This window comes from Umezawaea sp. (assembly GCF_057122925.1).
Genome location: NZ_DBNGPQ010000166.1, coordinates 69,734 through 94,564 on the forward strand (window position 1 = coordinate 69,734; position 24,831 = coordinate 94,564).

Sequence of the window (24,831 nt, forward strand, 5' to 3'; positions counted from 1 at the left end):
CCGGGGCACTGGTCCGGTCCCGGCGCGCGGCGTTCGCTGGTGGGGACGTGATCCACTGGTTCGAGCACCGAAGAGGCGACGAGGACATGGGGCAGTTCGAGGGCAAGACGGCGGTGGTGACGGGCGGCAGCACCGGGATCGGTCTGGCGACGGCGAAGCGGCTCGCCGCCGAGGGTGCGCACGTGTTCGTCACCGGCCGTCGCGAGGCCGAGCTGGACAAGGCCGTCGCCGCCATCGGCGACGCCACCGCGGTACCCGGCGACGTGAGCGTCGCGGCCGACGTGGACCGCCTGTACGAGCGGGTGCGGGAGCGCGGGCGGGGTGTCGACGTGCTGTTCGCCAACGCGGGCATCAACCCGGTCGCGACGTTGGAGGAGCTGAGCGAGGAGGTCCACGACTCGATCTTCGACGTCAACGTGAAGGGCACCTTCCTCACCGTGCGGAAGGCCCTCCCGCTGCTCAACGCCGGTGCCGCGGTGATCCTGACCGGTTCCACGGCGGGCGCGGGCGGTGCGGCGGGCATGAGCGCCTACGGCGCGTCGAAGGCGGCCGTGCGGGCCTACGCGCGAGCCTGGGCCGCCGAGCTGGGCGGCCGGGGCGTCCGGGTCAACGCGGTCTCGCCGGGCCCGGTGAAGACCCCGCTGTGGGACGAGGCCTTCGGCGAGCGCGCCGAGGAGATGATGGCCGGTGTCGCGGCGGGCCTGCCCGCCGGGCGGGTCGCCGACCCGGACGAGATCGCCGACGCCGTGCTCTTCCTCGCCTCGCCGCGGAGCAGCTTCGTCTACGGCGCCAACCTCTACGTCGACGGCGGCCTGAACCAGATCTGACGGGGAGTTCGCCGTCCACCAGGTGCGCGACGGGCGGTTCGCGCACAAGACGGCCCTGTGCGACGCGGACGGGCTGCGCGGGCGGTGGACCGGTTGACCGTCAGTCGAGTTCGCACTCCCCTCGTGCCGGCCTTCGCACGACGGTGCCGCGGGAAGGCCGGCACGGGGGCGCATCGCCGCTTCTGGTTGCCTCCGCGGTGCGGTGGCGCTGCTCGACACAGCGGCGTTGATCACTCAGCTGTGGTTCCGGCGCCGCTCAGCGCGGCGATGTGCTCCGCGAAGCCAGCGGCCTCGGCCTCACCGGGCCCGTAGACGCGTTCGAATTCGACCGCCATGGCCTTCAGCCCTTCCACCATCCCCGACGTGTCACCAGCGTCACGAAGGCAGGTGATGATGTTCCGGTGAAGGGTGAGCACCGAGTGGTCGTCCACGTTCCACGTCTGCCGCGCCCCGATCAACAGGTCCTTGTACGCGGCTGCCGCGTCAGCGAAGAGGCCAGCCCTGTCCCACCAGTACGCGCACTCCCTCAGAGTTGCCAGGGTTTCAGGGTGTTCGTTCCCCAGTACGCGCTTCCGATCGGCGAGGACCGCCCTGAACTCCGTCACGGCCCGTGCCGTGTCGCCAGCGATCGCGCGCCAGTAAGCCAGGTTGTTCCTCGTGGACAACGTGTGGGGATGATCATCTCCCAGCACCTTGCTCCTGCTCGACAGAACGCGTTCCAGTCCTGCGACGGCACCCTCGACGTCACCGTTCCCGCCGCGCCAGTGCGCGAGGTTGTGAGAGGTCGTCATGGTGAGCACGTTGTCGTCACCGAGAACGCGGCGGAGATCTGGGAGCAGGACTTCGAAACACGACACGGCCGCCGCGGGATCACCTGCTTCCCCCGTCCAACGAGCAACGTTGCTCCTGGCGGTCAACGTGCTGGGGTGCTCCGGCCCCAACACCTGCGTGTAGATCTGCACGAGGTCGCGAAATTCCCGCAGCGCGTGCTCGACGTCCCCGCTGTGCGCGCGCCAGTACGCGAGGTTGTTGTAGACCTCCAAGGTGTCCGGATGATCGGCGCCCAACACTCGACGACAATCACTGATGAGGGCCTCGAACTGGGCCAGCGCTTCTCGGGGACCTCCTGCTTCGCCGGTCCAACGGGCACAGTGGTCACGGGCGTGGAGGGTGTACGGGTGCTCCTCGCCCAAGCGCGCGCGGGCAACGTTCACGAACCGGGTGAACTGGTCCCTCGCCGCGGCCACAGCACCGGATTCCCCACGACTGATCGCCGCCCGGAACAACAGGTTTCGACAATGGCAGTCCCACACCACGCCATCGGTGTTCACCTCCAGCGCATCGGCGTTGACGCGCAGAACCTCCACGAAACCCTGGTCACGCTCCACGGACGGCCACACCGCGTTCAGGGCGCGCGCAGCGACATGGGTAAGACCCTTGAGCGCTCCGGGTTGGAGGTCGTCACGAGTTGCCCGTTGCACCAAGGAGTGCACCCGCACGGTGTGAACCGATGTGGAGTCGAACGTGATCAAACTCAAGCGGTGCAGGCAGTGCAGGCCATCAGTGCTGTCATCGACGTCGACCGATCGGCCGGTGGCCCTGACGAGCAGGTCCAGGACAGCGGTCGTGGTGAAGACCTCCGCCGGGATTCCGTTGGGGTCCAGCAGGCTGGCCACGGCGAGCAGCGGGCGGCCGAGACCGGCGGGGGTCAACTGGTCGGCCAGTTCGACGGACAACGACCAGGTGGTGGCGACCGTCGTCCGGTGTTCGTCGGGCAAGGAACCGACCTCCGGGAACAACGACGCCAGCCTACGTCTGCGATCGGCGAATCGAGCCCGGTACGCCTCGCAGGACAACTGCCTGTCCAACGCGTACGCCGACGCCTGCGCCAGTGCCAGCGGCAGGTGTCCGAGGTCGTCGGCGAGTTCGACGAACGATGCCAACAGGTGCCGGGAATCGCTGAACGCCGTGCGCAGGTACGCGTAGGACTCCTCCGGGGCGAAAACGCCGACATCGACGAGATCGCGCCCGACACCGCGCACGGCGGTGTCACGACGGCGGGTCGTGGCCACGACCCGGCCACCCGCCCCCGGCGGCCACAGACCATTCACGTCCGACGGTGTGCGGATGTCGTCGAGAACGACCAACCAGCGGCACGACGTGGTGGCCAGCCACGTCAGCAGGCGCCGCGCGCCACGTTCGGGATCCGACCGGTCATCCCCGAAGAGGGCGGACGCGAGGTGTGCGTACTCGGCCACCACGGATTCCCGCGAACTCGCGGTGACCCACACCAGCAGGTCGAGTTCCCCGGATTCCCACAGGCGTTCGGCGAAGTCAACGGCGAGTTGCGTCTTGCCGACGCCTCCCAATCCGACCAGCACCGTGGTGTCGGCTCCACCGAGCCGAGACGAAGTCGCACTTCGTCGCTGGAACGACATGGCCCGCGGAGGAACCGCTCCCGCCCTGTGGGGGAGCGTGACCTCGGCCTGGTCGTTGGCCAGCTCGTAGCGCACTCCGCCCAAGATCGTACCCGCGTTGACCACGTTCCCCTGAACGTCACCCGAGATCGAATTCGACACGGCGGACGATGAAGGCGAACCTTCGCGCGGCGACATGGCGCGAGTATCTCAAAGATCATTTTCGATAAACACGCAGGTATTTCCGCAGAACTGCGGCCGCGTGCCACTTCTCTCCACGGTGTCGTGCGGCACGTGCGGCCGAGGAGGTTCCCGTCACTGCTGCCGGAACGGCAAATTCTCTCGCCCCACCCCCGCCCTCCCCGGCTACCGTCCGCCGACCCGTCGAGCCGTGCACACCCCAGAAGGACACCATGGACATCTTCCTGACCGGCGCGACCGGTTTCCTCGGAGGCGTCATCGGCGCCCGCCTCGTCGCCGACGGGCACGCGGTGCGCGGTCTCCTCCGCGACCCGGCCGACGCGCACCTGGTCGCGCGGGCCGGGATCACGCCGGTGATCGGCGACCTGGACGACGCCGACCTGCTCACCGCCGAGGCGGAGCGCGCGGACGGCGTGGTCAACGCGGCCGCCAGCGACCACCGCGGCGCGGTCGAGGCGCTGCTGCGCGGCCTGCGCGGGTCCGGCGGGCCGTTGCTGCACACCAGCGGGACCAGCGTCGTCGGTGACGACGCCAAGGGGGAAGCCTTGTCCCCCACCGTGTTCGACGACGCGGGGGAGGTGGTCGCCGACGCGCACCCGGTCCGCCGGGCCCGCTTCGCGATCGACACCGACGTCGTGGCCGCGGCCAGCACCGGTGTGCGCACGGTCGTGCTGTGCAACTCGCTCGTCTACGGCACCGGTCGTCCACCGCGCCCCGACACCGTCCTGCTGGTGCCGCTGGTCGAGCAGGCCCGCGGCAGCGGCGTCGTCCGCGTGGTGGGCGTCGGCGCGAACACCTGGTCGACCGTCCACGTCGACGACGTGGCGGCGCTGTACTCGCTCGCGCTGGGCGATCCGAACGCGAGCGGCTTCTACTTCGTGGAGAACGGCGAGGCCTCGTTCGCCGAGATCGGTGCCGCCATCGCGCGGCGGCTCGGGCTCGGGCCGGTCGAGCCGTGGCCGCTGGAGGACGCGGCGCGCGCGTGGGGCGAGGGTCTGGCCCGGTTCGCCCTGGGGTCGAACAGCCGTGTCCGCGGCACCCGCGCCCGGCAACTCGGCTGGCGGCCCGAGCACGCCTCGATCACCACGTGGATCACGGAGGACCTGATCGTGAGGTGACCTCCCCCTCGGCCTGCCGGTCACGACGATCGGCAGGCCGAGGGGGAGGTGCCTCAGACCCCCGAGCACCGTCGCCACCCGGTCACCGGGGCGGGTCCGGTGCCAGGCGACGACGAGGAGCAGCACGCCCACCGCCAGGGGGATGGCGCTCGGCGACCGGCCCGGCGCCCGCGGCGGTCCGGGCGGCTCCAGCACGGTCACCGCCTGGATCGCGCGCGCCGGGGTGGCTCGTGGGCACCGGAACCGCCGGTCGTGCGGGAGTGGCGGGCGTCCTCGTGGTCGGGACGCCGTGGCAGAACGCCCCCGCGTCGCAGGGGGCGGCGGGCTCAGACGACCAGGACCCGCCGTCCACGCGTGTGCCCCGCCTGGCTGTCGACGTGCGCGGCGGCGGCGTCGGCGAGCGGGTAGGACCTGTCGACCGGGATGTGCAGCCGTCCCCGCGCGATGAGGTCGACGGCCTCCGCGAGCGCGTCCGACATGCTCCCGGCCGCACCGGAGAACCGGACGCCGGTCCCCTGCTCGTCGAGGTCGGCGATGGTGATCACCTTGCGCGGGTCCCCCGTCAGCTCGACCAGTTCGCGGAGCACACCGGACCCGGCCAGGTCCAGCGCCGCGTCCACGGGACCGAGCCGCCGCACCCGCTCCACCCAGCCCTCGCCGTACGTCGTGGCGACCGCGCCCAGGCCGCGCAGGTAGTCCTGGTTGGCGGGCCCGGCCGTGCCGATCACCGCGATGCCGCGGTCGCGGGCGATCTGGAGCACCGCCGATCCGACTCCCCCGGCCGCGCCGCTCACCAGCAGCGTCCGCCCCGGCCGCACCCCGACCTCGCGCAGGACTCGCAGCGCGGTCTCCACCACGGACGGGTACCCGGCCGCCTCGTCGAACGGGAGCCCGTCGGGCATCCGCGCCCACGCCGACAGCACGGCGTACTCGGCGTAGGTGTTCACGCCCTCGCCGAACACGGGGTCACCGACCTCGACCCCGGCGACGCCGTCGCCGACCTCGTCGACCACCCCGGCGGCGTCCTGCCCGATCCCCGAGGGCAGGGAGAGGGGCCGGACCTGCTGGAACTGGCCTTCGCGGATCCTCCAGTCGACGGGGTTCACGCCCGCCGCCCGCACCGCGACGCGCACCTCGCCGGGGCCCGCGTGGGGCTCCTCGGCGTCGACGAGCCGCAGGACGTCCGGACCGCCGTACTCGGTGAAGCTCACTCTCCTCATGCCGACCAACATAACACTAACGGTTAGCTTTTTGGAACGGGTACGGTTTTGGATTTGGTAGCCTCCGCGGATGACCGTGCCGACGGGGCGCCGGGAGCGCAAGAAGGCCGCGACCCGCCAGAAGATCGCCGACACCGCCCTGCGGCTGTTCCTGGAACGCGGGTACGAGGCGGTGGGCATCCGGGACGTGGCCGCCGAGGCCGACGTCGCCGTCACCACGCTCTTCTCCCACTTCGCCTCCAAGGAGGCCCTGGTGTTCGAGCGGGGGGACGAGTTCCAGCAGCGCCTCACGCGGGCGGTCACCGACCGGGCGCCGGGCGAGCCGCTCGTCCCCGCGCTGCGCCGCGAGGTCCACGCCCTGGTGCGGCACTGCACGGGCGACGGCGCGGCCCCGACCTGGCACCTGATCGACGAATCCCCCGCCCTGCGGGAGTACGAGCAGTCGATGATGCTGCGGCAGGCCGAGTCGCTGGCGGCGGCCATGACCGCCGATCCCGACCTGGGCGGGAACGCGACGGCCTGCCGGGCCGTCGCCAGGTTCGTGACCGCCGCCTACTCGGTGGCCCGCGAGGCCGCCGACCCGCGGGCCGCGGTGGACGAGGTCTTCCACATGATCGAGGCCGCCTGGGAGGCGGGCCGCCGCGCGCCGGGCGAGGAGCTGTCACGGGCCTGACCGGCGCGGGCCCGTGTTGGCGCGACCCCCCTTCCGCGCGCGGGGACGCGGCGCGCCGGAGCCGGACGGCAGGCGCGGGGTCACCGGGCCGCGACCTCCGTCCGGGGAACCGGTCGTGAACCGGACTCCCACCGATCACGGCGTGCGCGCGGGCCGCAGGACGTAGTCGTAGGTGAGCGCGCGGTACGGCCGGTCGAGTCCGCGGGCGCGGTAGTCGGCCGGGTCGTCGTGGGTGGTGGTCGACTTGACCGCGTCGGCCGGGATGGCGCCCTCGACGGTGCTCACGACGAGCGGGTCGCCGTCGAAGTAGATCTGGGTGGTCAGCGGCAGGCACCCGTCGGCGGAGACGACCGAGTGGATGTGCAGCGGGCGGAGGCCGTCGAGGCGCAGCGCGTCCAGCAGTTCGGAGAGCGGGCCGTCCGGCGGCAGGCCGAAGGTCTCGGTGCCGGGCACGACGGTGCTGAACTCGTAGCGCCCTCCGGCGTCGGCGACGACCCTCCCCCGCAGGTTGTGGGTGGGGATGCCGGTGGAGTCGTTGGGGATGTCCAGCGGCGCGAAGGCGGTGCTGTCGACGCCGGAGTAGACGTCGTCGGCGTCGATCTGCCAGACGTCGAGGACGGCGCCGGGAAGCGGGTCGCCCGTGGTGGAGCGCACGGTTCCGGACACGACGAGGGGTTCACCGGGTTCGTCGGGGCGCATGGGGAGCACGGCGGGGCTGCGCAGGAGCGGGGAACCGGGGATGCGCGCCGGGCCCTCCATCTCCCAGTGGCTCGCGCCGTCCTTCTCCGGGTGGGCGTACGGGACGCCCTCGGTCGCCTTCACGACGGTCTTGTGGAACAGGATGCTCGCCGACGACAACTGGCCCGCGTCGGCGACCCGCCCCAGCCACGCGGTGGCGGCGAGCAGTTCGTCGAGGGTGACCTGGTGCTTGAGGATGACGTCGTCGACGGCGCGGCGCAGGTCGGCGAACACGACCCGCAGGCGGTTTTCGGACTGGCTCACGCGCGGTGGCTCCTTCTCGGTGCGGTGGCGGTGTCGAGTGGACGGACGTGGGGACGCGTCGGGACCGGTCAGCGGCGGATGCCCGCGACGAGCGCTTCCCAGTTGCGGGAGGCGATGCGCTCGCGGTCGTCGTCGCTGATCGGTGCCGTGTCCAGGAAGCGCCGCGCGGACCCTCCGCGCTCCCTGTTGAACGGGTAGTCGGAGGCGTACACGACCCGCTCGACCCCGACCGTCTCCAGCGTCCAGCGCAGGTACCGGTGGCTGGAGATGCCGCCGGGGGTGATGAGGACGTTGGAGCGGAAGTACTCCGCGATCGGGCGCCGCAGACCCGCGAGCCCGTCCAGGACCGCGACGCGGTCGAGGTAGAACAGCACGACCTCGCCCCAGTGGCCCAGGATGACCTGGAGGTCGGGGAACCGGTCGAACACACCGGAGACGATCATCCGCAGGACGGTCAGCCCGGCGTCGTAGTGCCAGCCGAACGCCCCGGTGGCCAGCATGCCGTCCACCGGCTCCCCGAAACCGCGGTAGTAGGCGCGGTCGACGGCCGGGAGCGGGGCGCGCGGGTGCAGGTAGAGGGGTGCGCGCAGGTCCTCGGCGGCCTCGTAGACGTCCCAGAACTCGGGCGCGTCCAGGGAACGGTCCCCGGAGCGGGCGTTCACCAGTGCCCCGTTGAGCCCGAGTTCGGTGACCGCGCGGCGCAGTTCGTCGGCGGCGGCGCGCGGTGCGGGGGTGGCGAGGGCCGCGAACCCCTGGAGGCGGCCGGGGTTGCGGCGCACGGCGGCGGCGATGGCGTCGTTCGTGGGCCCCTGGAGGGCGGTCGCCTCCGCGGCGCGCAGGTTCTGGAGGCCCGGTGTCGACAGGGACAACACGGCCGTGTCGATCCCGGCGTCGTCCATGGCGGCGACGCGTCCGTCGTCGACGTCGAGCAGCGCGCGCGTGACCTCATCGGTGAGGGCCCACCTCATCATCGGCTCCGAGAGCCCGGGGTCCTGCCGCCGCCACGCCTCGACCACGTCGGCGGTGACCATGTGCTCTTCGAGTGCGTACAGCTTCACCAGGGGGCTCCTGCCGATCGGAGGTGACACGTGAATTTTCAAGTGTCACGCTAATCCATGCTGACATGAAGATTCAAGTCATAGTGGGCTCTCAGTACACTGCGCGCATGTCCGCTTCAGGGGAGTCCGACGTGCCCGAGCCGCGCTGGCTCGCGGGCGACCAGCTGGCGGCGTGGCGCGGGTTCATGAGGCTCCTCCAGACGCTGCCCGCCGTGCTGGGGGTGCAGCTCCAGCAGGACTCGAAGCTCAGCTTCCTCGAGTACTACGTGCTGGCGCACCTGTCGGAGCAGCCCGAGCGCCGCCTGCGGATGAGCGACCTCGCGGACCTCGCGGGCTCGGAGCTGTCCCGCCTGTCGCACCTGGTCACCCGCCTGGAGAACCGGGGTTTCGTGCGCCGCGAACCCGACCCGCTCAACGGCCGCTACACGCAGGCGATCCTGACCGACGCCGGTTTCGCCCACCTGGCCGACTCGGCGCCCGGACACGTCGGCCGGGTGCTGGACGTGTTCATCGACGTCCTCGACCCGGATGAGCTGCGGACCCTGCACCGGGTCTCCGACAAGGTGCTCGCCCGCATCGACCGCGACCGCGGCTGAGGCCGACCGCGCTGGTGTTCCCCGAGCGCCGGACACGGGCGGGGCGCGTGGGCCAGACTGCTGCGATGGTTCCCGAGTACACCAAGAGCGACCGGTTCCGCGGTGCTCGCATCCACCTGTCCGACCTCGCAGGCCTGGAGATCCGCGACTGCGAGGTCACCGGCCTGAAGATCGTCGACTGCTACGGCGGCGAGGTCCACGTCGGCGGCGACTTCGAGCGCCTCGTCGTCAACGACGTCGACGTGACCGCCTACGTCGAGGGTGAGCTCGACCGCCTGCACCCCGCGCGGGTGCTGGCGCGGGACGCCTCCTCCGTCGAGGACTACCGGGCGGCCTGGGCCGCCGTCGAGGCCCGGTGGAGCGCGACGCTCGACCGGGCGCGGCTGCTCCCCGACGCCCGGCTGCACGAGCGGGTCGATGGCGAGTGGTCGTTCGTCGAGACCCACCGGCACCTGCTGTTCGCCTCCGACGCCTGGCTCGGCAACGCCGTCCTCGAAGAGGACGCGCCCTACCACCCGCTGGGCTTCCCCTCGGGCGGTATGCCGCCCGAGGAGTCGACCGCGCTGGGACTCACCCTCGACGCCGCGCCGACGCTCGACGAGGTGCTCGCGCCGCGGCTGGCCCGCATGGCCGTGGTCCGGCGCGTGGTCGACGCGCTCACCACCACCGAACTCGACCGGGTGTGCGGGCGGAAACCGGCGGACCCGTACCCCGACCAGGAGTACGTCGTGCGCCGCTGCCTCAAGGTCGTGCTCAAGGAGGAGGCCGAGCACCACCGCTACGCGGTGCGCGACCTCGCGGTGATCGAGGCGGCCGAACAGGGGTAGCCGCGGTCTCGCCGTCAACGGCGCCGATCGGCCTCGGTGCGGGCGTTCCAGCCGCCGAGCACGCTGAGCGGGTCGTGCTCCGGGAGCCCGGCGCGGGCGTGCGGACCACGATCCGAAATCCGGGTCGCCCGCAGCGCGTGACGGGCACCCGGCTCAGCCCGTCCGCGCGGGCGCGGGGCCGGGCAGGTCCGACGGCACCCCGTCCCTCGTGCGCCACCACCCGCGCGACGCCAGCCCGGCCAGCACGGCGCCCGTCGCGTTGACCAGGACGTCGTCCAGCGACGACACCCGGTCGAGTTGGAGGACGTACTGCGCGGTCTCGACCAGGAGCGAACAGCCCGCCCCGAGCAGCAGGACCCGCGGCACGGTCGCCACCGCCGCGAACCGCATCGGGGCGAAGAACCCCAGCGCCGCGAACACCAGCAGGTTGCCGACGGTGCCCAGCACCCCCATCGTGGCCAGGTCCCGCAGCGGGACCAGGCTCACCCGACCGGGCACGACGCCCGCCCCCTCCCCCGGCATCAGCGTGATCCACACGAACGGCACCGTCCCGTGGACCAAGCCCACCTCGGCCACCGACGTGCGCCACGCCGACGCGACCCCGGCGGCCCGCCGCCGACGTGCCAGTGCCCACGCCACCAGCACGGCCACCGGCAGGGTGACCAGCGTCATCAGCACGACGCCGTTCTCCGTGCCGAAGCAGCCGCGCCACTGCCCGGACACGCACGCCGGAGCGGCCATGAAGAGCATCCGCCGCACGGAGAACGCCAGGTAGGCCGAGCAGGCGGTCGCCAGGACGACGAGCACGATCACGATCGTGCGGCGGGACGGTGCACCTCGGGTCATCGCACCAGTGAAGGCGGGGGGCCGTTGCGGGGGCGTATCCGGTTTCCGATACGCCCGCGATACCCCGACACGGGTCGAGGGCCGTCCGGTGGACGGCCCTCGACCCGTGTGCGGCTCCCGGTCAGCGCTCGCCGAGCTGCCACTCCGGCCGCACGTAGTGGCAGGTGTAGCCGTTCGGGTAGCGCTCCAGGTAGTCCTGGTGCTCCGGCTCGGCCTCCCAGAACGCGCTCGCCTCGACCACCTCGGTGACGACGCTGCCCGGCCACTTGCCGGAGGCGTCGACGTCGGCGATGGTCGCCTCGGCCACCCGCTTCTGCTCATCGGTCTCGTAGAAGATCGCCGAGCGGTAGCCCGCACCGATGTCGTTGCCCTGGCGGTTGCGGGTCGACGGGTCGTGGATCTGGAAGAAGAACTCCAGGATCTGCCGGTAGCTCAGCTGCTCGGGGTCGAACACGATCTCGATGGCCTCGGCGTGGTTGCCGTGGCGGCGGTACGTCGCGTTGGGCGTGCTGGGGTCGCCGGTGTAGCCGACGCGGGTGTCGACGACGCCGGGGTGGCGGCGGAACAGGTCCTGCATGCCCCAGAAGCAGCCGCCCGCGAGAACAGCCTTCTCCGTCACGGTGATACTCCTCTGCTCGGTGTTCACCCAGGAGAACGTTCGGACGGGGGTCGTTCATCCCCGGCGGGTTGTGACGTGTCCATTACGGGGGTCAGGAGCCGTAGGTGGCCTGCTCGACGGTGAACACGTTGCGGTGGCCGACGGTCTCCTGGAGGGACCAGAGCAGGTCGGGCTGGGTGGCGTCCTCCCAGTAGCTGATGCTCTCCGCGCCGCCCACCCAGTTGTGCGTGGCCGGACCGGTGGCGGGCGCCCAGTAGTACAGCTTCTTGGCCCCCGACGAGGCGAACCACCAGCGCGAGTTGTGCGAGGCGACGCCGTTCAGCTTGTACCAGGGCAGCCGGAGCGCCTCGGTGGCCGTGGTCGTGGCGGCGAAGGTGGTGGCTCCGGGGGCGAACGGGAAGCGGACCGCGCGCGGGGGGCGGTTCGGGTAGTCCGCGCAGTCGGCCTGGCAGGTGTACTCGGTCACGACGATCGACGCGGTGGGACGGTCCAGGGAGATCGTCGACCACCTGAGCGAGGCGTCGGACGTGGTGGCGGCGGTGACCGTGCCGACCTGCGGGAGGACGTAGGCGTAGTTGTGGGCGTAGTAGGTGGTGTCGGACTGCCTGCCGATCTGGCTCGCGGTACCGCCCGTGTCGGTCTTGAGGATCTTCCTCATGTCGAACACGCGCATGCCGCGGCCCGTGTCGGCGACGTAGAGGTGGTCGCCGTACCAGGACACGCCGCCCGCGTGCACGGGGATGTCCTTGAAGTCCGGCGCCTCGGCGGTGCCGGTGGGTTCCACGAGCAGGATCTTGCGGTACTTGTTGGGGTAGGTGGCGTCCCAGTCGACCAGCGTGATCCGGCTGCGGGACTGCTTGCCCCCGCAGCCGTCCTTGGTGTACCAGCTGACCAGCACGAGCTGGTGGCCGTCGTAGTTGCCGCTGTTGGCGGTGCCCACGGCGTCCCGGCTCGTGGTGATGCCCTGCGGGTAGTTCGCGCAGTCGCCGTTGTCGCCGGAGTCGAACGTGAAACCGCCCACGTAGCCCGCGACGCCCAGCGAGTCCGTGATGGCCGACCGGTCGTGGTTGGCGTTCGCCATGACCGCGTGGACCGACGCGACACCGAGCTTCGACACGAGCGCGCTGTTCAGGGTGTCGAACTGGTGGTAGTCGGACCGCAGGGTGAACTGGCCCGCGGGCAGCGCGGTCGGTGCGGCCGCGGCCTGCGCGCCGGCGACCGCCGTGGTGAGCAGCGTCAGGACGCAGGCCAGGAGGAGCAGGACCTTCTTGCGCAAGGGCATTGCGGGACTCCGGTTTCCAGTCAGGAGGCGGCGGCCGGACGCGGAGCGCACGACCGCGGAGTTCGGCCAGACGACGATGGAGCCGCAGCGGCGGGGCGCGGGTCAAGGTGTTTTCCCCCAGGGTGAATAACCGTCCACAGTGGATCTCACGGCGCGACGTGCCCGAGGACGCACACCGCGGGCGGGTCGAGGTCGAGCACCTCGGTCCGGAGCCGCTCGAACCCGGCGTCGGCGAGCAGGCCCGTCAACTCGGTGGCGGCCGTCGCCGACGTGGCGGCGGTGGCCCCGGCGCCGCGGGGCTGCGACACCAGCGCGACGCGCCCGCCCGGCCGCAGCAGCCGGGCGAGTTCGCGCAGCCGGACGACCGGGTCCGGCCACATGCCGACCGTGTTGACCGCGAGCGCGGCGTCGAACGGCCCGTCGACGGTCGACAGGCCCTCGACCGGCGCGTGCACCAGGCGCACCCGCCCCGCCCTGACGGCGGCCCTGGTGCGGCGGCGGGCCTGGCGGATCATCACCTCCGAGTGGTCGACGCCGACGACCAGTCCCCCGGACGCCCTGGCGGCGAGGGCCGCGAGGGCCACGCCCGGACCGCAGCCGAGTTCGACGACGCGCTCGGTCGGCCCGACGGCGAGCAGCCGCACGGCCCAGTGGTTGCGCGCCACGTTCGACGAGCGCCTGCCCATGATCCAGCCCGCGACGTGACCCGCGGCTCCGGTCGGCCGGTGGAACTGCGCCACCCCGCCGCGAGAACCCCACCACCGCAGGACGCGGTCCAACACCCTCTCCCCGATCGTCATGGGCCGAGCCAAGCACTTCGAGTACGCTTGAAGTCAATGTCCGCCAGCGAAAGCACCTCGGCCACGCCGACGCTGTCCATCGGCGAGCTGTCCGAACGCACCGGCGTGCCGACGAGCGCGCTGCGCTACTACGACGAACTCGGCCTCGTGCGGCCCGTGGCGCGGGCGGCGGGCAGGCGGCGCTACGCCGCGTCGGCCGTCAACGACGTCGGCGTGGTCCTCTTCTTCCGCGAGATCGGGTTCTCCCTCGCGGAGATCGGGCGCTTCCTCGGTGGCGAGCGGCGGGACCGCCGGGCCCTGATCGACCACAAGCTGGCCGAACTGGCCGAGCAGCGCAGGCGCGTCGACGTCGCCCGCACCGCGCTCGACCACGGCAGGCGGTGCCCGGCGGACGATCCCCTGACGTGCTCCCGGTTCCTGGCGATCGTCGAGGGGCGGCAGCGCGGCCTCCCGCTGGACGAGAGCCACGCGCGAGCGCACTGACGCTCGCGGGGCTACCGCGCGCGGTGACCGGAACACCGGGGGCGCTACGGCCGCGGTGCCGCTGAGGAGATCCCGACTGCGCGGTCTGCCCGCGTCCCACGTCGCCCATCGTCGCTTTACAACTGTTTGGCTTGACGCTACCGTTCGCTTAACAGTCGTTTGGTGATGGCGGATCCACCATTCCGCGGGACGAGGGAAAGGAAATGAAGCACACCGGGCACGCGGTCCTGAACGCCCCGGTCGACCGGGTCGACCTCGAGCACTGGCTGTTCACGCTGACCGACGCCGACTACCAGGCCTGCTCGCGGGGCCACCGCGCGGCGGGGACGTTCGTCCAGGACGGCGTGCGCGGCATGGTCAACGTCGAGGCCATCGGCGGGCACCTGATCGTCCAGCACTACCGGGAGGTCGCCGCGACGCCGTCGCGCGTGGAGATGCTGTCGGAGCGCAGCCGCGTGCACCTGTTCCACCTCGTCCCGGCGACCGTCCAGGTCCGCTGGACGATGTGGGTGACCGCGCGGGACGAGGAGACGTCGGACTTCCGCTGCACCGTCGAGCTGACGATGAACCCGCTGCCGCGCGCGCTCGGCACCCTGTCCGCGCTCGGCCCCGCGATCCGCGCGCACACCACGGAGGAGACGGGGCTCTTCGCCGCCGACGTCGCGCGCGAGCTCGGCTCAGCGAGCCGCCGGTAGCCGCCGTCTCAGCGGACGAGGGCGAGGCGATCCGCGAGCTGGTCGAGCACGTCCTCCCTGGACGGCCACGGGAAATCGGCCGCGGAGCGCAGCAGGCTCACGTAGCCGTGCAGCGCCGTCCACAGCAGCACGGCGTCGCGCAGCGGGTCGGCGCTGGTGGAGTCGCCCGCCGCGACGCAGGCGCGGACGGCGTCGCGGAGCATCGCGAAGGCGCGCGCGCCGGGCATGGTGTCCACCGACTTCGATTCCGCCGCCCGCAGCGACGGCACCTGGTCCCGGTCGAACAGCAGCGCGTACAGCCGGGGTTCGGCCACCGCGAACGAGGCGTACGCCCGGCAGAGCGCCCGCAGCCGCGGCACCGGGGCGGCGTGCGCGGCCCGCGCGGTCTCCAGCGTCGCGGTCAGGTCGTCGAAGGCGCGGTCGACGACCGCGTCCAGGATGGCGTCCAGGTTGCCGAAGTGGCCGTAGATCGAGGGTGCGGTGATGCGCGCTTCACGGGCGACGCTGCGCAGGGTGATGCCCGCGAGGCCGTCGCGCCCCCGCACCAGGCGGACGGCGGCCTGGACGATCTCCTCGCGCAGGGCACCGCCCGCACCCCTCGGGTTGGGTTTGCGCTGATTGCCGTCGGTGTGCACCACAAATCTCACTTTACGACCGTTTTCCTTGGCTGTACAGATTTGCGCCCGCGGTCGTCGCCCAGTGGTTTTTCGTGCGTGTCGGCGCGCACGCCTACCCGCGGCGGGCCCGTGACGCGCGCAGATATCCCATCACCAGGGACTCCAGGTCGGGTTCGGTGCTCGCCCAGCCCGCCGGTGCCGGTTCGGCTCCCCGCAGCAGGAGGGTGGACTGGCGGGCGGTGCGGGTCGCGCTGATCAGCGTTCCGTCCACAGCGGACTCCTCCGCGGCCGGGCCGACCAGGATCCGGTGCTCCGCCAGGACTTCCTCGATGCCGCCGCTGACCTGGACCCTGCCCTCGTCGATCAGCAGGATGTGGTCGCACACCTCGCGCAGGTCGCTGAGCAGGTGCGAGGACATCACGACCGTGGTCCCCCGGTCGGCGACCTCGGTCATGATGATCCGCAGCGTCTCGTCGCGCGCCAACGGGTCCAGGTCGGACAGCGGCTCGTCCAGGAGCAGCAGCCGGGGCAGCCTCCCCAGTGCCATCGCGATGGCCACCTGGGTCTGCGTGCCCCCGGACAGGGTGCCGACCTTCGCGTCGTGGTCCACGCCCACCAGCAGCCCGAGCACCTCGTGGACCCGGTCGGCGGACCAGCGGGCGTTCATGGACCCGACGGCCCGCGTCAGCTCGCGCACCGTGAGGTCGCGGTAGAGCGAGCGGTCCTGCCCCAGGAACGAGACGTCGGGGTGGATCCGGCCCCGGACCGGGGTGTCGAAGGCGCTCAGGTCACCGGTCGTCGGGCGGACGAGACCCGCGGCCATGCCCAGCAGGGTGCTCTTGCCCGCGCCGTTCGGGCCGACCAGGGCGACGACCTTGCCCTCGGGAACGGCGAACGTGCAGTCGCGGACCGCCCATCGGCTGCGGTAGCGCTTGCCCACGGCGGTGGCGGTCAGGGGATTCATGATCGTTCCTCGGCGGGGTAGTGCTCGTCTCGGACCGCGGAGTACAGGGCGTCGACGTCCTCGACGACGAGGCCGCCCTGCCGGGCACGGCCCATCCAGCCCGCCAACTCCTGCCGGAGCGGCGCGTCGTCGCCGGTGGTGGCCTCGGAGGACAGCGACGTGGTCACGAAGGTGCCCAGGCCGCGGCGGGCTCCCACGAGCCCTTCCCGTTCCAGTTCGCGGTAGGCCTTGAGCACGGTGTTGGGGTTGACGGCGGTCGCCTCCACCACCTCACGCGCTGAGGGCAGCCGGTCACCGGGGTTCAGCAGCCCCAGTCGCATGGCCTGTTTGACCTGCTGGATGATCTGCATGTAGGTGGAGACCCCGGAGCGCCGGTCGATCCGGAACTCGATCACATCGGCCAGCATAGGTGCTCCCGCCGCTCAGGGGCCCCACGACGCTCAGCTCTGACGTCGCAGCGCCCAGCCGGTGCCCACCAGCAGCAGGACCGCCAGTCCACCGAAGATCGACGCGTCGACCAGGTGCACCTGCCACGCCTGGCTCTCCGGGATGAAGACCGCGAACTGCTCGGCCAGACCGGACTGCGGCAGGCACGCGAGGAACCCCTCCTGCGTGTTCCGCGCTCCGTCCGGTGCCGACTTGCAGGCCTGGACCAGCGCGGTGGCCCGCTCGCCGGGAACCGGTCGCCCCGCGGTGTCGAGCCAGCCCTTCGCGATCACCAGGCTGCCGTCGCGGTACACGTCCAGGGTCGAGCCGGGCCCGACCTCCAGCCGTTGGGTGGGAACGAGGCGATTGACCACGTCCGACAGCGCGAAGCGCACGACGACGAACACGGCGAGCCCGGCGGTCATCGCCACCAGGGTGCGGCGGGACACCACGCCGAGGAAGGCGCCGAGCGCGAAGGCGAACAGCGCGTAGGCGACGGGTGAGACGTGCTCGATCCCGAAGTTGAGGAAGTAGAACGACCCGCTGTTGCGCGGGCCGAGCAGCCCGGCCGCGGACAGCCACCAGGAGACCAGGTGCTGCATCGCGACCAGCAGCACCAGCGCGGGCACCAGCGCGATGACGAGCTTGCCGAGCATCCACCGGGTACGGCTCACCGACTGCGTGAAGGCGAGGACGTGGGTGCCCTGCTCCAGTTCCCTGGCGAACAGGGGGGCTCCGAGGAAGACGCCGATCAGGACGGGGAGGCAGAGGATCGCGGCCTGTCCCAGGTTGAGCCTGGTGTTCCACGCTCCCTGGAAGGCGGCCGTCCGCTCGCCGTCCAGGCACGCAGGCCCCGTCCGCGCGACACAATCGGCCAGCCCCAACGAGTTGATGGCGTCGATCATGCTCGACCGCAGCAGGACGACGGCGCCCGCGCCGACGACCAGCACCGCGAGCAGGGTGATCAGCTGCGGGCGCTGCCGCCGCCAGGAGACCCAGATCATGCCGCTTCCTCCAGTGCCGCCCTGCGCATGTGGTCCAGGGCCAGTTCGCCGAGCGGGGTGCCGTCCGCGCTGAGCCGGTTGACGTCGCCCGCGAGCAGGACCCGCCCCCGGTGCAGCAGGACGAGGTGGTCGCACACGCCTTCCAGCTCAGCCAGCACGTGCGAGGACAGCACCACGGTGAAGCGCTGCGCCCTCGCCTCGGCGACCAGCGTGCGGAGCACGGTCTCGCGGGCCAGCGGGTCGAGGTCGGCCAGCGGCTCGTCGAGCAGCAGCAGGCCGGGGCGCTTGCCGAGGGCGAGCGCCAGGGCGACGCGGGTGCGCTGGCCACCGGACAGCGTGCCCACCTTCGCGCTCATCGGCACCGCGGCCTGCTCGATCAGGTGCTCGGCGTACGGCTGGTCCCAGGTCGGGTTGGTGTGCGCCCCGAACCGCAGCGTCTCGGACACGGTGAGCTCCTGGTACAGCGGCTTCTGCTGGGCCAGGTAGGAGACCGCGGGGTGCAGTCCCCTGCCCGCCGGGCGGTCCCCGAAGACGGTGATCCCACCGGTCGTCGGTCGCAGCAGCCCGGTGATCAGCCCCATCAGGGTGCTCTTGCCCGCGCCGTTCGGGCCGACGAGGGCCACGATCCGGTTCTCCGGGACCACCAGCGACGTCTCTCGCAGCGCCCACCCCCGGCGGTACCGCTTGCCCACACCACGAGCGTTGACCGGAAGCGCCCGCTCAGGCCGGCTTCGCACGTTCACGCCCCTCTCCCTTCGGTCGTCGACTGGCGCCAAGGTAACACCTTTCACTAGTGAAGTAGTGGACCAGTGATTCCCGCCTCGTGGAGCAACCCGTCGGCGAGGTGCCGCCCGGATGCTGATCACCCGTTCGTGTAGTTGGGCTGCTGGACCGGAGGTCCTAGTTTCGAAGCTCCGGGGTTGACGTCAGGAGCGGACGAGTGGCTGGGCCGAACACCAACGCCAGGGCGGGTCTGCTCACCAAGCGGACGCTCGTGGTCGCGTCGCACGCCGTCGAGCGGGCGGCGCTGGCCGGGCACCGGGACGAATCCGCGATCGTGATCGCCATGTTCCAGCGGCTGCCCTACTTCGAGCGGGAGGCGGAGGTCTACCGCAGGATCGCCGCACTGGCCCCGGTGACGATCGTCGGCATGGTGTCGGACACACGTCCCGACCTCCCCGCGGGCATCACCCCGGTGCTGCTGCGCCGGGACGAGGACCTGGCGCTCGAGTGGTCCGTGGTCGTGCTGTCGTCGACCTTCGGCGCCTGCGTCGTGGCGACGGACCTGGAGGAGCTCGACTTCAACGGCACCTCGCTCGAAGCCGGCCGCCTGTTCCGCGGGCGCTGGGGCTTCCGGCGGGAGGAGGCCTACGCGGAGGCCGTCCGGCTGCGCGACGCCTTGGGCGACCGCCTGCCGCCGCACGTGCGCAGGCGCTTCGAGTCCGTTCTGGACAGCATCGTCGAACCCCCCTCCGGCGAGGTGGAGCGGCGCTCGGAAGCCGCTCTGCACCACCTCAGCTCGCGGCTCGTCCGGTCGAGGGACAGGGCGGAGTCCGCGGCCGCACGGGCGGCGGGCGAGCGGCGCGACGCGCGAGACCCGTGGACCGGTCTGCACACGGTGGACTCCCTGAACGCCTGGCTCGGCACCGAGGTGTCCGACACGGTCAGGCTGGGGATCGTGATCATCGAGGTGCCCGGCCTGCGGACCATCGAGGCGTCCCACGGCGCCAGCGCCGCCGTCCACACGGAGAACAACGTCGCCGACGTCCTGAGCGCCGACCTGCGGCCGATCGACCGGGCGGCCAGGCTCAACGGGGAGGAGTTCCTCCTCGTCCTGCCCGGAGCCACCGAGCACACCACCAGGGCCGCCGCCGACCGCGTGCGCGCCGCGCTGGCCGACCTGCACCGCACGTACCCCCACCTGTCCGTGGCGGCGAGGGTCCGCGCGGGCAGCACGACCGAGCGCCCCATCGACCTGCGCAGACTGGCGACCCCGTCGGCACCGGTCACACCGCGACGGCCGCCGGTGCTGTCCGGCACGTTCAGCGAGGAGGAGTTGGCGGCGGCCCTGTCCCGCTGACCGCCGTCGTCCCACGGCACGGCGGAGATCGTCACCGACGGCCGGGTGCTCAGGTGCCGGTCGAGTCCGTGACGACGAACTCGCCGCCCGCGGCCCGCGCCACCTCGGGACCCAGGAGCCTGGCCGGGGTGAACGCGCCGGGGCGGCCCTCGCCCTTGGCCAGGCGCAGGGCCACCTCGGTGACGGCGTCCACGGTGAACGCCATGGCCTCGCCGGTGCGCAGCCAGCCCTCCCGCACCCGACCCGACGGCCACTCGACCCTGGCCCGGCCCCACGACGATCGACGCGGGCGTTCCCTGGCCGTGGTCGTCGTGACGCGGGCGAGCCGCCGGGTGGCGAAGCCCGCCACGCCCGGCAGGCGCAGCACGCCGCCGATCGCGGGCACGGCCGCCCGGAGGACCGGGTTGGCCGGGACGAGGGCGGAGGCGCCGATCACCGACGGGGCGCCGCTGGCCCGCCAGGCCGCGAAGAGTTCGCCGCCGCCCAGGGAAGCCGTGGTGACCACGTCGCCGTCGGGGGTGGTGACCCGCTCGGCGGCACCGCCCGCCCTGGCGCGCACCACCCGGCCCCGCCGCACCTCGCGGCCACCGTCGCGCAGCGAGTGCACGATCGTGGCGGCCAGGGCGTCGCCGAGGGCGCCGGGTTCGACCGCGACCGACGCGATGGCGTCGACGCGCACCCGTGAGGGCTTGTCCTCGCCCGCCAGCAGGTGCAGCAGGATCCCCTCGGTCCCGAGCACTCCGAAGCCCGCTCCGGGGACCAGCGTGCGACCGGTCGCCGCCGCCTCCCGGTCCATGCCGTCGAGCAGCTCGAACGCGCTCAGCTCGTCGGAGACGTCGACGTAGTGGGTGCCCGGTGGACAGGCGCGCGCGACCCGCGGACCCGTGACCGCGAACGGGCCCACCGTGTTGACCACGACGTCGGGCGCCTCGGTGGCCAGCCGCGCGCAGACCTCGTCGAGCGAGCCGGCGACCGCCCGCGCGTCCGGGTCCACCCGTGCCAGCCGCTCCCGGTCGCGGCCCGCCACCACCACCTCGGCACCGGCCCGGTGCAGGCGCTCCACCACCTCCCGGCCGACCCGTCCGGTCGCACCGAGCACCCAGATCCCACCCGTCATCGTCGCCTCCACCAGTCATGACACGTCATGTCATGACTATGGCACAGCACGACACGACGTGTCATCACTAGACTGCGGCGCATGGGTCGATGGCAGCCAGGCGCACGGGAACGGCTCGAACGGGCCGCGCTCGACCTCTTCCTGGACCAGGGCTTCACCGAGACGACCGTCCCGCAGATCACGGCACGGGCCGGGCTCACGACCCGCACGTTCTTCCGGCACTTCGCCGACAAGCGCGAGGTGCTGTTCGCGGGCGAGCACCTGGTGCCCGAACAGGTGGCCCGCCTCCTGGCCGAGGCGCCACCGTCGCTCGGCCCGATGGACCTGATCACCGAGGGCCTGGCCCCCGCCGCGGCCGAGGTCTTCCAGGGCCGCGGTCTCGACCACCTGCTGCGCAGGCGGGCCGCGATCGACGCCGAACCCGCCCTGCGCGAACGCGAGCTGCGCAAGTACTCGCTGATGTCGGAGGCCTTGGAGAAGGGCTTCCGCGACCGCGGCGTCGACGACCTGACCGCCAGGCTGGCGGCCGAGATCGCCGTGACCGCGTTCCGGGTGGCGGTGACCCGCTGGCTCGACCGCAACGGCGACCCCGACCTCCCGACCACCATCGGCCAGACCCTGGCCGCGGTGAGGCACCTGACCAGCCCGCAGGCCTGACCCCCGGCGCGGCCGGTGGTGCCGGTCACGACCCCCCGTGCGTGACCGGCACCGTCACCGGATCAGTTGTCGCACATCAGCCTGCTGCACCGCTGGGCGGTGATGCCCGAGGCGAACAGCCGCGACGGGTAGTTGTAGGCGTAGGCGTGCGACTGGAACGTGACGCCGTAGGAGTACGTCGTGAAGTACCCGGTGTAGCAGCTGGTCTGCCCCTTGGACACCTCGGCGTTCCCGCCGTCGGCGCTGGCGCAGGTCAGCCTGCCCGCGAGCACCCCGTCCACGTACACGTCGACGAACGCGTTCGCCCACTGCCCCTCACCGAGGGCCTTGTCCAGCTTGACCTGCGCCCAGTACTGGTCGCAGGAGTTCGCGTAGGTCGCGACGACGCCGACGCGCGCACCGGTCGAGGTGTTGGTGACCTGCCCCGACCGCAGCACCCACCCCGCCGACGAGCAGTCCCCCGGCGCGGCGGACGCCGCCGACGCCGTCCCCAACACCCCACCCAGCACCAAGACCACGCCGAGCAGCACCTTCACGATTCTCGCCATCGGTCCCTCCTCCTCCGTCGTTCGAGTTCGGAGCCGAGTACAGCGGTCCCCGCGCCGCCGAACGGGCGATCCTGGAAAGGTCTGGACGGAACTGGACGCCCTGCGCCGGACCGCCGGCTACCCTGGACCGCGCCCGGTCACCGGCCGGCGCGGAGGGGGGACAGTGAGGGGCGATCCGGGGCGCGTCCGAACACGCGCGGACCTCGCGCGCGAACTGGACCTGCTGAGGGGCGTCGCCGCACGCGGCACCGGGCGGACCAGGGTGGCGCTCACCGAACTGGCGCGCCGGGTCGCGGTGCCGCGCTCGACCGTCCACACCTACCTGACCGGTCTCGCGCTGCCGCCCGCCGAGGTCGTGGACCGGATCGTGATCGCCCTCGACGCCACGCCCGCCGAGCAGGCCGCGTGGGCCGACGCCTGGGAGCGCGTGGCCGTGCACGAGCACGAGTCGCGCCGCGCCGTTCCCACCGATCCGCGCCCGGCGCCCCGGCAGCTGCCCCCGGACGTCCCCGCGTTCACCGGCCGCGTCGCGTGCCTGGACGCGCTCGACCGGCTGCTCGACGACCGGAGGGCGGGCCGGACGGCGGTCGTGTCGGCCATCGCGGGCACGCCGGGCGTCGGGAAGACGGCGCTCGCGGTGCACTGGGCGCACCGGGTCGCCGACCGGTTCCCCGACGGGCAGCTCCACCTGAACCTGCGCGGCTACGACGCGCACGCGCCGCTGACCCCGGCGGAGGCGGCCGCGGTCCTGCTGCGGGCGCTGGGCGCCACCGACGTACCGCCGACGCTGGAGGAACGGGCGAGCAGGCTGCGCAGCGAACTGGCCGACCGCAGGGTGTTGCTGCTGCTGGACAACGCGGGCAGCGTCGAGCAGGTCCGCCACCTGCTGCCCGCGACGCGGTCGTGCTTCGCCGTGGTCACCAGCCGGGACTCGCTCGCCGGGCTGTCCGTGCTGGACGGGGCGGAGCGGCTGGACCTGGACGTGCTGTCCACCGCCGAGTCGGTGGACCTGCTGCGCGCGCTGCTGGGCGAACGCGTGCGCTGGGAGAGCGACGCGGCGGCCGACCTGGTGGAGCGGTGCGCGCGGCTGCCGCTGGCGCTGCGCGTCGCGGCGGAACTGGCCCGCGCGACGACGCTGCGCGACGTCGTGGACGGGCTCGCCGACGAGCGGACCCGGCTGGACCTGCTCGACAGCAGCGGCGACCCGCGCAGCATGGTCCGGGCGGTGTTCTCCTGGTCCTACCGGCGGCTGCCCGCCGACGCGGCCACGCTGTTCCTGCTGCTCGGCCGCCACCCCGGCCGGGACTTCGACGTGCCGTCGGCGGCGGCGCTGGTCGGCCGCCCGCCCGCCGAGACCGCCAGGACGCTGGACCTGCTCGTGCGGGCCAACCTGGTGCAGGACGGCGGGAACCACCGCTACGACCGGCACGACCTGCTCCGCGACTACGGACGCGAACTCGCGGAGGCCGCGACCCCGGACGTCGTCGAGCCCGCCACCGCCCGGCTGCTCGACCACTACCTGTCGACGACGGCGGCGGCGTTCGGCCTCGCCTACCCGGCCCACCGCCAGGAGGACACCGGTCCGCCGCCGCACTGGCTCGCCGACGCCGACGCCGCGCGGGCCTGGCTCACCGCGGAGGCCGACAACCTCGTCGCCGTCGTGGAACTGGCCGCCGCCACCGGGGCCGGAGACGTGGCGGCCCGGCTGGCGGCGCTCGCCGCCCGGCACCTCGACACCACCGCCCAGTGGCCGGAAGCGCTGCGGATGCACCGCGCGGCGCTCGACGCGGCGCGCGGCGCGGGTGACGTCGCCGCCGAGGCCACCGCGCTGCGCGACATGAGCATCGCCGCGGGCGAGCTCGGCGAGCGCGTGCAGGCGTTGGAGTGGCTCCGCCGCTGCGCCGCCCTCCGCCGGGAGCTGGGCGACGGCCCCGGCACCGCGGCGGCGCTGAGCAGCATCGGGGTCATGCTCGACGCGCTGAGCCGGTTCGACGAGGCCACCGCCTCCTACCAGGAGGCCATCGCGCTCAACCGGGAGCTGGGCGACCCGCACCGCGCCGCGATGGCGCTGCTCAACCTGGGTGTGGTCCTGCAACGACGCGGGGACGTGGACGGTGCCCTGGCCAACCACCGCGAGGCGCTGGAGGCGTTCCGCGAGGCGGGGGACGCGCTGGGCGAGGCCCACGCCCTGACCAACACCGGCGTCGCGCTCAACCTGCGCGGCGAACCCGACCGGGCCACGCCCCTGCTGGAGGAGGCCCTCACCGCGTACCGCGCGCTGGGCAGCAGGCTGGGCGAGGCGTTCGCCCTCAAGGGGCTCGGGTCGGCGCTGGCGGCCTGCGGCGACCACGCCGCCGCCCTCCCCCGCTACGCCGAGGCGCTGGAGATCACCGCCGAACTGTCCCAGCCCACCCTGCGCACCGAGGTGCTGAACCGGCTGGGCCGAGCCAGGTGCGCCACCGGCGACCACCCCGGAGCCCGCGACGCGCACCACGACGCCCTCGCGCTCGCCCGCGAACGCGGCGACCGCCTGGAGGAGGCGAACGCCCTGCACGGCCTGGGCCGCGTGGCCCGGGCCACCGACCGCCTCGACACCGCCCGCAGGCACTGGCTGAGGGCGCTCGACCTGTACGACGCGCTGGGCGTGGCCGACGCGGACCGCCTGCGCGGTGAACTGGCCGCGCTGGAGCCGTGACGCCCCGCGGGGCGGACGGTGGAGCGACACCGGTCCACGGCCGCGCGCACGTCGTGCCG

The 24,831-nt window shown here is 72.7% G+C and carries 25 protein-coding genes; 10 read left to right on the forward strand and 15 right to left on the reverse strand.

All coding sequences use genetic code 11. From position 1 onward, the window contains the following. Positions 1–47: 47 nt before the first annotated feature. Positions 48–827 (forward strand): SDR family NAD(P)-dependent oxidoreductase, encoded by a 780-nt coding sequence (locus AC156L_RS37335; RefSeq protein WP_330877922.1) that lies wholly within the window; start codon positions 48–50, stop codon positions 825–827. A gap of 230 nt (positions 828–1,057) precedes the next feature. Here the strand turns inward: AC156L_RS37335 and AC156L_RS37340 are convergent, their stop codons facing one another. Further along, entirely contained in the window at positions 1,058–3,442 is a 2,385-nt protein-coding gene (locus tag AC156L_RS37340; RefSeq protein WP_330877923.1) for a tetratricopeptide repeat protein, read from the reverse strand. A gap of 215 nt (positions 3,443–3,657) precedes the next feature. Here AC156L_RS37340 and AC156L_RS37345 point away from each other — a divergent pair, with 215 nt between their 5' ends. After that, complete coding sequence (locus tag AC156L_RS37345) at positions 3,658–4,563, forward strand: NAD-dependent epimerase/dehydratase family protein (RefSeq protein WP_330877924.1); 906 nt, start codon at positions 3,658–3,660, stop codon at positions 4,561–4,563. Between the two features lie 326 nt (positions 4,564–4,889). Here the strand turns inward: AC156L_RS37345 and AC156L_RS37350 are convergent, their stop codons facing one another. Then, positions 4,890–5,783 carry an NADP-dependent oxidoreductase gene (locus AC156L_RS37350; RefSeq protein ID WP_330877926.1) on the reverse strand — a complete coding sequence of 298 codons (894 nt, stop codon included), beginning with the start codon at positions 5,781–5,783 and terminating at the stop codon, positions 4,890–4,892. 70 nt (positions 5,784–5,853) lie between these two features. On the opposite strand from AC156L_RS37350, the gene AC156L_RS37355 reads away from it, so the two are divergent. Next, positions 5,854–6,456 (forward strand): TetR/AcrR family transcriptional regulator, encoded by a 603-nt coding sequence (locus AC156L_RS37355; protein ID WP_330877927.1) that lies wholly within the window; start codon positions 5,854–5,856, stop codon positions 6,454–6,456. Between the two features lie 135 nt (positions 6,457–6,591). On the opposite strand, the gene AC156L_RS37360 is transcribed toward AC156L_RS37355, so the two are convergent. Together AC156L_RS37360 and AC156L_RS37365 are read right to left on the reverse strand one after the other, a co-directional pair. Beyond that, positions 6,592–7,458 (reverse strand): dioxygenase family protein, encoded by an 867-nt coding sequence (locus tag AC156L_RS37360; protein WP_330877928.1) that lies wholly within the window; start codon positions 7,456–7,458, stop codon positions 6,592–6,594. A 68-nt stretch (positions 7,459–7,526) separates the two neighbouring features. Next, positions 7,527–8,516, reverse strand: a complete 990-nt coding sequence (locus AC156L_RS37365) for an amidohydrolase family protein (RefSeq protein ID WP_330877929.1) — start codon at positions 8,514–8,516, stop codon at positions 7,527–7,529. 107 nt (positions 8,517–8,623) lie between these two features. On the opposite strand from AC156L_RS37365, the gene AC156L_RS37370 reads away from it, so the two are divergent. Continuing rightward, positions 8,624–9,112 carry a MarR family winged helix-turn-helix transcriptional regulator gene (locus AC156L_RS37370; RefSeq protein WP_330877930.1) on the forward strand — a complete coding sequence of 163 codons (489 nt, stop codon included), beginning with the start codon at positions 8,624–8,626 and terminating at the stop codon, positions 9,110–9,112. Positions 9,113–9,177: 65 nt separating this feature from the next. Beyond that, complete coding sequence (locus tag AC156L_RS37375; RefSeq protein WP_330877931.1) at positions 9,178–9,939, forward strand: DinB family protein; 762 nt, start codon at positions 9,178–9,180, stop codon at positions 9,937–9,939. A gap of 153 nt (positions 9,940–10,092) precedes the next feature. Here the strand turns inward: AC156L_RS37375 and AC156L_RS37380 are convergent, their stop codons facing one another. The 4 genes from AC156L_RS37380 to AC156L_RS37395 all read right to left on the reverse strand — a co-directional run bounded on the left by AC156L_RS37380 (position 10,093) and on the right by AC156L_RS37395 (position 13,486). Beyond that, complete coding sequence (locus AC156L_RS37380) at positions 10,093–10,785, reverse strand: VanZ family protein (protein WP_330877932.1); 693 nt, start codon at positions 10,783–10,785, stop codon at positions 10,093–10,095. Between the two features lie 121 nt (positions 10,786–10,906). After that, complete coding sequence (gene msrA, locus AC156L_RS37385; RefSeq protein WP_330877933.1) at positions 10,907–11,404, reverse strand: peptide-methionine (S)-S-oxide reductase MsrA; 498 nt, start codon at positions 11,402–11,404, stop codon at positions 10,907–10,909. 91 nt (positions 11,405–11,495) lie between these two features. After that, positions 11,496–12,686 (reverse strand): hypothetical protein, encoded by a 1,191-nt coding sequence (locus AC156L_RS37390; protein WP_330877934.1) that lies wholly within the window; start codon positions 12,684–12,686, stop codon positions 11,496–11,498. A gap of 146 nt (positions 12,687–12,832) precedes the next feature. Beyond that, positions 12,833–13,486: a class I SAM-dependent methyltransferase gene (locus tag AC156L_RS37395; RefSeq protein ID WP_330877935.1), complete on the reverse strand. Its 654-nt coding sequence runs from the start codon at positions 13,484–13,486 to the stop codon at positions 12,833–12,835. Between the two features lie 36 nt (positions 13,487–13,522). Between AC156L_RS37395 and AC156L_RS37400 the strand changes: the two genes are divergently transcribed. Both AC156L_RS37400 and AC156L_RS37405 read left to right on the forward strand, forming a co-directional pair. Beyond that, the gene (locus AC156L_RS37400; RefSeq protein WP_330877936.1) at positions 13,523–13,969 is read left to right on the forward strand and encodes a MerR family transcriptional regulator; all 447 of its coding nucleotides are present in this window, start codon (positions 13,523–13,525) and stop codon (positions 13,967–13,969) included. A 203-nt stretch (positions 13,970–14,172) separates the two neighbouring features. Then, on the forward strand, positions 14,173–14,664 hold the full coding sequence (locus tag AC156L_RS37405; protein ID WP_330877937.1) for a hypothetical protein: 492 nt from the start codon (positions 14,173–14,175) through the stop codon (positions 14,662–14,664). A gap of 8 nt (positions 14,665–14,672) precedes the next feature. Here the strand turns inward: AC156L_RS37405 and AC156L_RS37410 are convergent, their stop codons facing one another. The 5 genes from AC156L_RS37410 to AC156L_RS37430 all read right to left on the reverse strand — a co-directional run bounded on the left by AC156L_RS37410 (position 14,673) and on the right by AC156L_RS37430 (position 18,367). Then, on the reverse strand, positions 14,673–15,302 hold the full coding sequence (locus AC156L_RS37410; RefSeq protein ID WP_330877938.1) for a TetR/AcrR family transcriptional regulator: 630 nt from the start codon (positions 15,300–15,302) through the stop codon (positions 14,673–14,675). Between the two features lie 91 nt (positions 15,303–15,393). After that, entirely contained in the window at positions 15,394–16,245 is an 852-nt protein-coding gene (locus AC156L_RS37415; protein ID WP_330877939.1) for an ABC transporter ATP-binding protein, read from the reverse strand. After that, the gene (locus tag AC156L_RS37420; protein WP_414719972.1) at positions 16,242–16,640 is read right to left on the reverse strand and encodes a GntR family transcriptional regulator; all 399 of its coding nucleotides are present in this window, start codon (positions 16,638–16,640) and stop codon (positions 16,242–16,244) included. Before AC156L_RS37420 ends, AC156L_RS37415 begins: the two co-directional genes overlap by 4 nt. Before the next feature lie 45 nt (positions 16,641–16,685). Continuing rightward, the gene (locus tag AC156L_RS37425) at positions 16,686–17,675 is read right to left on the reverse strand and encodes an ABC transporter permease (protein WP_330877941.1); all 990 of its coding nucleotides are present in this window, start codon (positions 17,673–17,675) and stop codon (positions 16,686–16,688) included. Next, the gene (locus AC156L_RS37430) at positions 17,672–18,367 is read right to left on the reverse strand and encodes an ABC transporter ATP-binding protein (protein ID WP_484407711.1); all 696 of its coding nucleotides are present in this window, start codon (positions 18,365–18,367) and stop codon (positions 17,672–17,674) included. Before AC156L_RS37430 ends, AC156L_RS37425 begins: the two co-directional genes overlap by 4 nt. Positions 18,368–18,615: 248 nt before the next feature. Between AC156L_RS37430 and AC156L_RS37435 the strand changes: the two genes are divergently transcribed. Beyond that, complete coding sequence (locus AC156L_RS37435; RefSeq protein WP_330877943.1) at positions 18,616–19,755, forward strand: DICT sensory domain-containing protein; 1,140 nt, start codon at positions 18,616–18,618, stop codon at positions 19,753–19,755. Between the two features lie 49 nt (positions 19,756–19,804). Here the strand turns inward: AC156L_RS37435 and AC156L_RS37440 are convergent, their stop codons facing one another. Then, positions 19,805–20,872: a saccharopine dehydrogenase NADP-binding domain-containing protein gene (locus AC156L_RS37440; protein ID WP_330877944.1), complete on the reverse strand. Its 1,068-nt coding sequence runs from the start codon at positions 20,870–20,872 to the stop codon at positions 19,805–19,807. An 81-nt stretch (positions 20,873–20,953) separates the two neighbouring features. Between AC156L_RS37440 and AC156L_RS37445 the strand changes: the two genes are divergently transcribed. After that, a complete protein-coding gene (locus AC156L_RS37445) occupies positions 20,954–21,529 on the forward strand; it encodes a TetR/AcrR family transcriptional regulator (protein ID WP_330877945.1) in 576 nt (191 codons plus the stop codon). 62 nt (positions 21,530–21,591) lie between these two features. On the opposite strand, the gene AC156L_RS37450 is transcribed toward AC156L_RS37445, so the two are convergent. After that, entirely contained in the window at positions 21,592–22,077 is a 486-nt protein-coding gene (locus tag AC156L_RS37450; RefSeq protein ID WP_330877946.1) for a hypothetical protein, read from the reverse strand. Between the two features lie 163 nt (positions 22,078–22,240). Between AC156L_RS37450 and AC156L_RS37455 the strand changes: the two genes are divergently transcribed. Next, positions 22,241–24,772 carry an ATP-binding protein gene (locus AC156L_RS37455; RefSeq protein ID WP_330877947.1) on the forward strand — a complete coding sequence of 844 codons (2,532 nt, stop codon included), beginning with the start codon at positions 22,241–22,243 and terminating at the stop codon, positions 24,770–24,772. Positions 24,773–24,831: the final 59 nt, after the last annotated feature.